The organism is Kitasatospora humi (genome assembly GCF_020907985.1).
In the GTDB taxonomy this organism is placed as follows: Bacteria; Actinomycetota; Actinomycetes; order Streptomycetales; family Streptomycetaceae; genus Kitasatospora; species Kitasatospora humi.
Genome location: NZ_JAJJPA010000033.1, coordinates 65,098 through 74,895, shown reverse-complemented (window position 1 = coordinate 74,895; position 9,798 = coordinate 65,098). Strand labels below are relative to the sequence as shown.

The 9,798-nt window shown below is 73.6% G+C and carries 10 protein-coding genes; 5 read left to right on the top strand and 5 right to left on the bottom strand.

Annotation, left to right across the window (positions count from 1 at the left end):
- Nucleotides 1-208: 208 nt before the first annotated feature.
- Together rsgA and LN042_RS26055 are read left to right on the top strand one after the other, a co-directional pair.
- A complete protein-coding gene (gene rsgA, locus LN042_RS26060; RefSeq protein ID WP_372495820.1) occupies nucleotides 209-1,360 on the top strand; it encodes a ribosome small subunit-dependent GTPase A in 1,152 nt (383 codons plus the stop codon).
- Between the two features lie 87 nt (nucleotides 1,361-1,447).
- The gene (locus LN042_RS26055) at nucleotides 1,448-2,986 is read left to right on the top strand and encodes an AlkA N-terminal domain-containing protein (protein WP_230053807.1); all 1,539 of its coding nucleotides are present in this window, start codon (nucleotides 1,448-1,450) and stop codon (nucleotides 2,984-2,986) included.
- Between the two features lie 254 nt (nucleotides 2,987-3,240).
- On the opposite strand, the gene LN042_RS26050 is transcribed toward LN042_RS26055, so the two are convergent.
- The 4 genes from LN042_RS26050 to LN042_RS26035 all read right to left on the bottom strand — a co-directional run bounded on the left by LN042_RS26050 (nucleotide 3,241) and on the right by LN042_RS26035 (nucleotide 5,926).
- On the bottom strand, nucleotides 3,241-3,759 hold the full coding sequence (locus LN042_RS26050; protein WP_230053806.1) for a MarR family winged helix-turn-helix transcriptional regulator: 519 nt from the start codon (nucleotides 3,757-3,759) through the stop codon (nucleotides 3,241-3,243).
- A gap of 100 nt (nucleotides 3,760-3,859) precedes the next feature.
- On the bottom strand, nucleotides 3,860-4,573 hold the full coding sequence (locus LN042_RS26045) for a DUF305 domain-containing protein (protein WP_230053805.1): 714 nt from the start codon (nucleotides 4,571-4,573) through the stop codon (nucleotides 3,860-3,862).
- Complete coding sequence (locus LN042_RS26040) at nucleotides 4,573-5,256, bottom strand: thioredoxin-like domain-containing protein (protein WP_230053804.1); 684 nt, start codon at nucleotides 5,254-5,256, stop codon at nucleotides 4,573-4,575. Before LN042_RS26040 ends, LN042_RS26045 begins: the two co-directional genes overlap by 1 nt.
- A 148-nt stretch (nucleotides 5,257-5,404) precedes the next feature.
- Nucleotides 5,405-5,926, bottom strand: coding sequence for a hypothetical protein (locus tag LN042_RS26035; protein ID WP_230053803.1), 522 nt, complete (start codon nucleotides 5,924-5,926; stop codon nucleotides 5,405-5,407).
- A gap of 174 nt (nucleotides 5,927-6,100) precedes the next feature.
- On the opposite strand from LN042_RS26035, the gene LN042_RS37385 reads away from it, so the two are divergent.
- Nucleotides 6,101-7,579 (top strand): protein phosphatase 2C domain-containing protein, encoded by a 1,479-nt coding sequence (locus tag LN042_RS37385; protein WP_283843909.1) that lies wholly within the window; start codon nucleotides 6,101-6,103, stop codon nucleotides 7,577-7,579.
- Between the two features lie 7 nt (nucleotides 7,580-7,586).
- On the opposite strand, the gene LN042_RS26025 is transcribed toward LN042_RS37385, so the two are convergent.
- Nucleotides 7,587-8,198 (bottom strand): TetR/AcrR family transcriptional regulator, encoded by a 612-nt coding sequence (locus tag LN042_RS26025; protein ID WP_230053801.1) that lies wholly within the window; start codon nucleotides 8,196-8,198, stop codon nucleotides 7,587-7,589.
- Nucleotides 8,199-8,389: 191 nt separating this feature from the next.
- Here LN042_RS26025 and LN042_RS26020 point away from each other — a divergent pair, with 191 nt between their 5' ends.
- On the top strand, nucleotides 8,390-9,190 hold the full coding sequence (locus tag LN042_RS26020) for a peptidoglycan recognition protein family protein (RefSeq protein ID WP_230053800.1): 801 nt from the start codon (nucleotides 8,390-8,392) through the stop codon (nucleotides 9,188-9,190).
- A gap of 92 nt (nucleotides 9,191-9,282) precedes the next feature.
- Complete coding sequence (locus LN042_RS26015) at nucleotides 9,283-9,798, top strand: GNAT family N-acetyltransferase (RefSeq protein ID WP_230053799.1); 516 nt, start codon at nucleotides 9,283-9,285, stop codon at nucleotides 9,796-9,798.

Here is a 9,798-nt window from a genome sequence, read left to right as displayed (position 1 = left end):
CTGCCGTCCGCAAGCGGTCACCGGCAGGTGATCCACCGTCAGGGCCGGTCCACGGTCCGGGAGCAGAAACAGGAGGTGGGCCCATGGCTGTCACCGCGTTCACCGCTGCCCCGCGCAGCACTCGCCCCCACCTCCACCTCCTCCCGGCTGCCGGCTGACGATTCGCTCAGCCCCGGGAAAACCACAGCTCCCGAAGGGCTCATCCGCGTTGTTCGACGCACTTTCCACCTCTGAAGACCTGCCCGTCTCCTCCGAGGACCTGCCCGTCCCCTCCGAGGACCTGCTCGCCGCCTACGGCTGGACCGAGCGGCAGACCGAGCAGTTCGCCCCACTCGCCGAGGCCGGCCTGGTCGCCGGCCGCCTGGTCCGGGTCGACCGCGGCCAGGCCGACGCGGTGATCGCCGACCCTGGCACCGGCGCCCTCACCACCGTGCGCGCCGACACCCGCCCGGTCAGCGGCGCCGAGACCCTCGACAACCCGTGCACCGGCGACTGGGTGGCGGTCGATCCGTACGCCGAGCCGATGACGGCCGTCGCCGCCGTGCTGCCGCGGGCCACCGCGATCGTCCGCAAGGGCGCCGGCAAGCGCTCCGAGGGCCAGGTGCTCGCCGCCAACGTCGACACCGTGGTGATCGCCGTCTCGCTCGCCGCCGAGCCCGACCTCGGCCGGGTCGAACGGTTCCTCGCCCTCGCCCACGAGAGCGGGGCCGAGCCGCTGATCGCGCTCACCAAGGCCGACCTGGTGGACGACGCCGAGTACATCCGGGCGGACGTCGAGCAGATCGCCCCCGGTGCCACCGTGCTGGTGGTCAGCGCCGAGACCGGCGAAGGCCTCGACGTGCTGCGCGCCTGCCTGGGCGGCACCACCGCGCTGATCGGCCAGTCCGGCGCCGGCAAGTCCACCCTGACCAACGCCCTGCTGGGCAGCGAGGTGATGGCCGTCCAGCGGACCCGCGACAGCGACAACAAGGGCCGCCACACCACGACCACCCGCGAGATGTTCGTGCTGCCCGGCGGCGGCGTACTGATCGACACCCCCGGTCTGCGCGGCGTCGGCCTCTACGGCGGCGAAGGGCTCCAGCAGGCGTTCGCCGAGATCGAGGAGCTGGCCGAGGCCTGCCGGTTCCCGGACTGCTCGCACCGCACCGAACCCGGCTGCGCCGTCCGGGCGGCGCTCGCGGACGGCACGCTGGCGCACCGGCGCTGGGACAGCTACCTCAAGCTGCAGCGCGAGAACGAGTGGATCGCCTCGCGCTCCGATGCGCGGCTGGCCGCCGAGCGGGAGCGCACCTGGAAGGCGCGCTCCAAGAACGCCCGGGGGAACATCCGCCCGTGGCACGGCAGTCGCGCGCCGAAGTAGCCACCGCGCTCCTCCTGGCTCCCGGGCGGGCGGACCGGGGGTACGTACGGGCCCGACGGACGGGTGGGGCGGACGGGCCGGACGGTGATGTCCGATTCCCGCCAGTCCGACCCGCCCGGGAGGCGCAGACTGGAGGACGTGATCGACGACGAGACCCGCTACCGGGCAGTGGACAGCCGGGACGCCAGATTCGACGGCGTGTTCTTCACGGCCGTCACCACCACCGGCATCTACTGCCGCCCGAGCTGCCCCGCAGTCACCCCCAAGCGGGTCAACTGCACCTTCTACCCGACCGCGGCGGCCGCCCAGGGCGCCGGGTTCCGGGCCTGCCGCCGCTGCCGCCCCGACTCGGTGCCGGGCTCGCCGGAGTGGAACCACCGCGCCGACCTGGTCGGCCGCGCGATGCGGCTGATCGGCGACGGCGTGGTGGACCGCGAGGGCGTCGCCGGCCTCGCCACCCGACTCGGCTACAGCGCCCGCCAGTTGCAGCGCCAGCTCACCGCGGAGCTCGGCGCGGGCCCGATCGCGCTGGCCCGCGCCCAACGGGCCCAGGCCGCTAGGCTGTTGCTGCAGACCACTCAACTGCCCGTCACCGAGGTCGCGTTCGCGGCCGGCTTCGCCTCCGTGCGGCAGTTCAACGACACCGTCCGCGAGGTGTACGACCGCACACCGAGCGCGCTGCGCACCGAGAGCGGCACCAAGCTCGCCACCACCGCCACCGCCGGCGCACTCAGCCTGCGCCTCGCCTACCGGGGCGCGATCGACGCCGAACACCTGATGGACTTCCTCGCCCTGCGTGCCGTCCCCGGCGTGGAGGAGGTGGTGCCCGGCAAGCGCGGCATCCGCACCTACCGGCGGACCCTCGCGCTGCCGCACGGTCCGGCCGTCGCCGAGGTCGACTCCCCCGCTTCGAGCGGTTCGGTCACCCGCGGCTGGCTGGACTGCCGGCTTCGGCTGGCCGACCTGCGCGACCTGACCACCGCCGTGCACCGGCTGCGCGCGCTCTTCGACCTGGACGCCGACCCGGAGGCGGTCGCCGAGCAGCTCGGTGCCGACCCGCTGCTCGGACCCGCCGTGGCCGCGCGCCCCGGACTGCGCTCGCCCGGCCACGTCGACCCGCACGAACTGGCGGTCCGGGCCGTGCTCGGCCAGCAGGTCACCGTCGCCGCCGCCCGCACCCTGGCCGGCCGGCTCGCCGCCCGCTACGGCACCCCGCTGCCCGAACCGAGCGGCGGCCTGACCGTGCTCTTCCCGACCGCAGCCGCCCTCGCCGAGGCCGACCCGGCCGACCTCGCGATGCCCACCGCCCGGCAGAACGCGCTGCGCGGCCTGTGCGCCGCCCTCGCGGACGGCAGCGTCCGGTTGGACGCCGGGGTCGACCGCGAACAGGCGGCCGAACAGCTGCTGGCGTTGCGCGGGATCGGCCCCTGGACGGTCGGCTACCTGCGGATGCGGGCGCTCGGCGACCCGGACGTCTTCCTGGCCGGCGACATCGGCGTCCGCCACGGCTTGCGACGGCTCGGCGCCGCCGGCGACCCCAAGGCCGCCGCCGGGGCGGCCCGCGCCTGGGCACCGTGGCGGTCCTACGCGGTGCACCAGCTGTGGGCGCTGGCGGCGGCGGGCTGACGGGGGCCGGCAGCGGAGGCGGGACGGCAGCGAAGCGGGCAGAGAAGGGGGGGGCCAGCGGCCGCCAAGCCGGGACACGGTCGGCGTCCAGCTCACGAATGGATGCGACGACGGCCGCACCCGCGCGCACATCGGGCTCCGGATTGTTGAACCGGAACGGTCCGGCTCCAGCGTGCTCGGCAGAATCGAATTCCACGGTCCAGGGCGTGGTACGGATCCAGTGACAGCAGCAACGGTGGGAACGCCTTGCGGCCTCAGGGTTCCCGCTGCCCGTTGCCGGCGAGCGCCTTGGCGAGCTGCTCCAGGCCGGGCAGGGCCGCCATCACCGCGTCGTGGTCGGCGGGGGAGAGGGTGGCCAGCGCGGCGGCTATCCGGCGCTCGTGGGCGTGCTGCCAGTCGGCCAGCTGCTGGTGACCGGCCTCCGTGAGCGCGATCCGCGCGGTGCGGCGGTCGCCGGGATCGGCCTGCCGGTCGACGAAACCCGCCTCCAGCAGCTTGCCGACCAGCCCGCTGACCGTGTTCGGCGCCAGCCGTTGGCGGGCGGCCAACTCACCCACCCGCAGCGGCGCGATCGCCAGCGTCTGCAGCAGCTCCACCTGCGCCATCGGCAGCGACTCCCAGGGGTAGTCGGTGCGGATGCTGCTGCGCAGGGCCCGGCGCAGCCGGGTGACCACGTCGGTCAGCCGCTGGGCGCGCTCGAACGCGAGCGCCTCGCCGGCGGCACCGGCCGAGTCGGGGGCTTCTTTGGGCGTGCGGGGGGACGCGGCTGACATGGCCGACAGCGTATCCGGTGAACGGACGGGGTCTCAGCCGGCGTTCCGCCTGCTGAGACCCCGTCTCACGACCACGGTCCGGTGATCACGGAGTGGACGCTCACATGTTGGTCGAGTCCGGGAGCGGCTTGGCCCCGCGCTCGGCCAGCATGTCCGTCATCAGCTGGATCTCCGAGCTCTGCGCCGTCACCATGGACTGTGCGAGCCGCTTCTCGGCCGCGTTCTGCGCGAGGTCCACGTAGCCCTGGGCCATCTCGACCCCGCCCTTGTGGTGCTGGATCATCAGCTGCAGGTAGAGGATCTCCGCGTCCTTGCCGCTGAGCGAACGCAGCTGGTCCATCTGGGCGTTGGTCGCCATGCCGGGCATCAGCGAGCCGTCGTGCGCCTGGTAGCTCATCGGCATCTTCATCCAGGCCATCGGCTGGGCCGCGGAGTTCTGGGTCAGACCCCACTGGTCCAGCCAACCCATCATCATGCCGCGCTGGTTGGCCTGGGTGTTGATGATGTCGAACGCGAAGTTGCGCACCTCGTCGTTGCCGGTGCGGTCCCGGACGATGAACGACAGGTCGATCGCCTGCTGGTGGTGCGTCGCCATGTCACGGGCGAAGCCGGCCTCGGGGGAGTCGGTGGCCGGCGCCGCCGCCACCGTGCCGGAGGCCGAGGAGCCGCCGACCACCAGCGCCGGCACCCCCAGGCAGAGCGCGACCACCGCCGCCAGCGCGGCCGGCCACCAGAGCGTGCGGCGCCGCTTGACGGGCGCCGCCGGCTCGTCGAACTCCGCGAGCTCTTCGGGCGTCAGGTCGTCGTCGCTCATCACATCTGCCCGTCGCTGCAGGACGCGCCGGGCTCCTGGGTCTGCGGGCCCTGCACGTACTTGGTGAAGAACTCGTTGACCCGAGGGTCGGTGGCGCTGTCCACCACCAGCTGGGTGCCCCAGGCGCTGAGCGTGATGGTGCCCGATTCGGTCGGGTAGGGGCTCATCATCGAGTACTGGGTCGCCTTGACCTTGTCCGAGAGGATCTTGATGTCGGCGGCGGTGGCCTTGTTGTTGTACGTCACCCAGACCGCGCCGTGCTCCAGCGAGTGCACCGCGTGCTCGTTCTGGAGCGGCTGGGTGTAGACGTTGCCCATGCAGGTCTGCCAGACCGGGTTGTGGTCACCGCCGACCGGCGGGGTCATCGGGTAGTTCACCGTGCCCTGCACGTGGTTGCGACTCAGGTTGTTCCAGGTCTTCACACCCGGGATCGGTGCCTTGGCGGCCTCCGCCTTGGCGTGCTGCTTGTTCTGCGCGTCGATGATGATGTACGCGCCGCCGGCTATGGTGCCCGCGACCAGCACGCCGGCGACCGAGAAGGCGATGATCTTCATCCGCTTCTCGCGGCGCTGCTCCTCGGCACGCAGCTTGGCGATCCGCTCGCGGCGGTCCGCTGCGGCCTGCTTGCCGGGTCGCACCTTGTTGGAACCGGACGAGTTGGTCTGCTGGGAGGCGGAACCCACGGAAATCTTCCTTGTCCCCGCCGGCGGTAGGGCGCGCGGCGGCATGAGAGGTAAACAGGGCAGGGCGGGACCGCGGACCAGCCGTGTGGGCCGGGGCGCCGACGGGAGCCGGTGCCACGGCCGTGCGGGCCGGCTGCGGGGGTTCCGCTCAGGGTCGATTGACCTGGAGCAGGTGCAGATCAGGGGTGGGGGCCGGCCAGGCCACCGCGACCGCAGGCACCGTCACGGGCGCGGGGCGGGGCGGGGCGGGGCGGGGCAGCGCGGCCCCGACCGGCTGCGGCGGGGCGTTCGGCAGCTGCGCCTGCCGGTCGAACCACGAATCGCCTGAGCAGCCGTGGCCCGGGCCGGGCGGCGGGGCCTCCGAGGAGCACCAGGCCTGGTCGAACGGCACGGAGAGGGTTCGCGCCGGAGCGGTGGAGGGGGTGCTCCGGGCGGCGTCGCCGAGGGCGGTCCCGCTGTTCGCGGTGCGGGGCCCGGTGCTCGCCGGGGCGGTGCCGGCGGGGAGGCCCCCGGCGGACGGCACGGCGGCCATGGCCGAGCCCGCGCAGGGGAGCGCCACCAGCAGGGCGACCAGCAGACCGATCAGCGACAGGGCCCACGTCCCATCACCCGGACGGCGTGCGACAGCAGCGCTCCCCGGGGCGGGTTCGACAGGTCCTGGCGCGGTCATGCGCACATATTAGTCAGCCGTATGGGTGAAATGGTCCCCCTGTTGGGGGCCCAGTTTCGGTTTAATCCGGCCTTCCGACTGTTGGCCTGATCCCTGCGAAACCCCGGACAGCGTGCCCGCCGGTGGGCAGAATGACGACTGGCCCGCCACCCGCAGACCGTGAGGAGTCGCCAGATGACCGAGCAGGGTGGTGCCGCCTCGACCAGCTCGGCGGACGCCTGGTGGGGGCGGGTCTACGAGGGGCCGGCCGGCCGGCTGCCCGACACCCCCGAGGCGGAGGGCGGGAACGGGAGCGTCGACGAGTGGTTCGACTCGATCGCCTCCGTCGTCGGACTGGTCGGCCGTCAGCCCGATCGCGAACCGGTCGAACGCACCGGGCCGGCCGAATCCGCCGCACCCGAGCCGCCGGCTCCCGTAACTGAGCACCCGTCTGCCGCCGCGCCCGAGCCTGCGGCTCCCGTCGTCGAGTCCCCGGCTCCCGCTGCTGATCCCGCTGCCCGGGTCTCCCTCGCCAAACGACCGCGGCGACCGCAGCCACCCCAGTCACCGCGGCCACTGCGGTCGCCGCAGTCACCGCGGCCCCTGCGGGTCCCCGAGGAGCCGGCGCCCGTCCCCGGGCCCGCTGCCACCCCGTCACTCGGCACCGCGCCACCCGCGCCACCCGCGCCGCCCGTGCCACCCGCGCCACCCGAGCCGCCCGCCCGGCCCCCGGCACCCGAGCCGCCCGCCACCGCCCCGCACGTCGGTTCCCGCCCGCCCACCTACAGCCCGGAACCCACCCTGCTGCCCGCCGCCCCCGAGCAGCTGACCGCCGTCGTCCCGGACACCGCCCTGGACGGCGCCCAGTACCCGGGACTCACCGTGCGCGCGGCCTCGATCCGCGGCGACTCCGCCCGCTACCGGGGCGAACCCCGCACCGACGCACTGCTGCTCACCCGGTTCGGCGACGGCCCCGACGGCCTGCTGCTCGCCGTCCTCGGCAGCCGGGCCCGCCCGCCGGCGGCCGTCGACCCGCGCACCGCGCCGCCGGCCGGTGCCGAACCCGACCCCTGCCCCGGCGCCGCCGCGGCCTCCCGGGCCGTGCAGGAGGCCGTCACCCACCTCGCCGGGGCGATCGGACGCAGCCGCGCCGAACTCGCCGCCGACCTGCGCGCCGGCGCCCGCGACCGGCTCCGCTACGGCCTGCAGCGCCTCACCGCCGGGGCCGCGGCCGGCCTGCGCACCGCGGCCCCGGACACCGCCGGCGCGCTGCACTGCCTGCTGATCCCCCTCGACCCGGAGGCCGGCCACCGAGCCGCCTTCGGCCTCGGCCCGGGCGGCCTCTACCTGCTGCGTTCCGGCCACTGGATCGACGCCTACGCCGCCCGGCTGCTGCACCGCCCTGCCGGGGAGGAAGACGCGGCGCCCGCGCCGCCGCACGAGGCCCGGCCGTTCCGGTTCCGCCTGGTCCCGGCCGCCCCCGGGGACATCCTGCTGCTCTGCTCCTCGGGCCTGGCCGATCCCGTCGCCCAGGAGCCCGCAGTGGGCCACTTCCTGGCCACCCACTGGTCGCACCCCCACCCGCCGGGCACCGTGGACTTCCTGCGCCAGATCCAGGTCCGCGCCAAGGGCTTCGCGGACGACCGCACGGCCGTGGCCCTCTGGACCGACTGACCGCAGGTCAACTACCGTTCGCCGCACCGAGGAGCGCCGCCGCCACCGCCCGCACCCGGCTCAGCGACTGCTCCCGGTCCACGCCCGGCAGCCCGATCGCGAGCGGCACCGAGTACCCGTCCAGCACCGCGCGCACCTGCTCGGCCCGCTCCGCCGCCGTCCCGCCCCGGAACTCGCCGGCCGCCGCCCCCTCCTCGATCAGCGCCTCCAGATCGGCCTGCCACGGCGCCTCGATCTCCAACTGCCCGGTGCGCAGCTCCGCGCTCCCGGGCGACCGTCCCCACACCTCGACCCACAGGATCCACCGCGGATCCCCCGGTCCGTCCGCCAGGTACAGATCCGCGTACGCCCCGAACCGCTCCCAGGCGCTCACCCCGGGCCGCCCGAGCGCCGCCCGCCGCCGCTCGCCGAGCTGCTCCTCGCTCCACCGCAAGGTCTCCAGCAGCAACTGGTCCTTGCTGCCGAAGTAGTACAGCAGGTGCCCCGCGCTCATCCCGACCTGCTTGCCCAGCCCCGCCATGGTCAGCTTGGCCAGCCCGTGCTCCGCGATCGCCGCCATGGCCACGGCCAGCACCTCCTCCCGCGGTTTCGCGGGCCGCCGAAGACGTGGCGCGGTCATGTGGGGGCTCCTCGGGGGTGGATCTGTGGGGGCTGCCCAGCTTACGGCCCGGGCTTCGGGCCCCCGTTTCGACTTCCTGCGAAAGGGCGGCACCCGTTCGGCTTAACGTTGCGGCAAGCAGGCTCGGGATGTCGGCGGTTCGGCTTACCTTGCTGATGGAACCTGGTGGCCCGTCAGGGGAGGAGGCTTCCATGAAACTGGTGACCCGTGCCGAATGGGGCGCCCGGCCGCCCAAGCAGTCCTGGACGTATGTCGCGAGCACTCAAGGCGTGAAGGTCCACTACGAGGGTGATCCGGTGCCTGCGGACCTGGTGAGCCATCACGAGTGGTGCGCGGGCAGGGTGCGCGACATCCAAGCGGCGCACATGGCTGACACCAGCCAGGGTTGGATCGACATCGCATACAACTGCGTGGTTTGTCCCCATGCATATGTCTTCGAGGGGCGCGGTCTGCACCATGAGACCGGGGCCAACGGCAACCAGCCGCTCAATGTCGCCCACTACGCGGTCTGCGGCATGGTGGGCAACTCCGGCCTGACCCAGCCGACCAACGACATGCTCAACGGCATCCGCGACGCCATCGAGTGGCTGCAACAGCAGGGCGGTGCCGGGCCCGAGATCAAGGGGCATCGGGACGGCTATCCGACGGACTGCCCGGGCGACCCGCTCTACGCATGGGTCCAGCGCGGGGCTCCGCGGCCCGGCGGCGGTTCTCGTGGCGGTTCCGCGGGCGGGTCGGCCGCGCCGCCGTGGCCGGGGGAGTACCTGCGGCTGCAGGACCCGTTGCTGAACGACGCCAACGTCCGCGACTGGCAGCAGCGGATGGCGGACCGCGGCTGGCCGATCACCGTGGACGGCTGGTACGGCTCGGAGAGCCGGAGCATCTGCGAGCAGTTCCAGCAGGACAGCACCGCCCACGGCTGGCCGCTCACGGTGGACGGCATCGTGGGGGAGCAGACCTGGAACGCGACCTGGCAGCGCCCGGTGTCCTGAACCGCTCGCCAGGAGCAGGAGGTGCCGATGCATTGCCGCCAGGGGAGCTGACGTCCCGTGGGTGTGTCAGTGGCCCGCCGTAGGGTGCCGCCATGTCCAACGCACCTGTTCACAGTGTCGAACTCCAGCCCTGGAGTGAAGGCGACTTCTGGCTGCTCCAGCGCAACAACACCCCCGAGATGACCGAGCACCTGGGCGGTCCGGAGACCGCGGAGCAGCTGGTCGCCCGGCATCAGCGGTACCTCGCGCTCGGCGAGCGGGGGCGGATCTACCGGGTGGTGCTGCCCGAAACGGGGGAGACCGCCGGATCGATCGGCTTCTGGGAGCACGAATGGAACGGGGTGATGGTCTGGGAGGCCGGTTGGTCGGTGCTGCCCGAGTTCCAGGGGCGGGGTGTCGCCGCCGCTGCTGCCCGCGCCGCCGCCGATGCGGCGCGCGCCTTGGGGACGCACCGCTGTCTGCACGCCTTTCCGAGCGTCGACCACGCGGCGTCGAACGCGGTCTGCCGCAAGGCCGGGTTCGAGCTGGTGGAAGCAGTCAAGTTCGAGTACCCGAAGGGTCGTTGGATCACCTCCAACGACTGGCGGCTGGATTTGCTGGGGGAGTGA

Bases quoted from the DNA above. Each gene is read 5' to 3' on its own strand.
- LN042_RS26055 (WP_230053807.1), top strand. From the start codon at position 1,448: ATGTCCGATTCCCGCCAGTCCGACCCGCCCGGGAGGCGCAGACTGGAG.
- LN042_RS26050 (WP_230053806.1), bottom strand. From the start codon at position 3,759: ATGTCAGCCGCGTCCCCCCGCACGCCCAAAGAAGCCCCCGACTCGGCC.
- LN042_RS26045 (WP_230053805.1), bottom strand. From the start codon at position 4,573: ATGAGCGACGACGACCTGACGCCCGAAGAGCTCGCGGAGTTCGACGAG.
- LN042_RS26035 (WP_230053803.1), bottom strand. From the start codon at position 5,926: ATGACCGCGCCAGGACCTGTCGAACCCGCCCCGGGGAGCGCTGCTGTC.
- LN042_RS37385 (WP_283843909.1), top strand. From the start codon at position 6,101: ATGACCGAGCAGGGTGGTGCCGCCTCGACCAGCTCGGCGGACGCCTGG.
- LN042_RS26025 (WP_230053801.1), bottom strand. From the start codon at position 8,198: ATGACCGCGCCACGTCTTCGGCGGCCCGCGAAACCGCGGGAGGAGGTG.
- LN042_RS26020 (WP_230053800.1), top strand. From the start codon at position 8,390: ATGAAACTGGTGACCCGTGCCGAATGGGGCGCCCGGCCGCCCAAGCAG.
- LN042_RS26015 (WP_230053799.1), top strand. From the start codon at position 9,283: ATGTCCAACGCACCTGTTCACAGTGTCGAACTCCAGCCCTGGAGTGAA.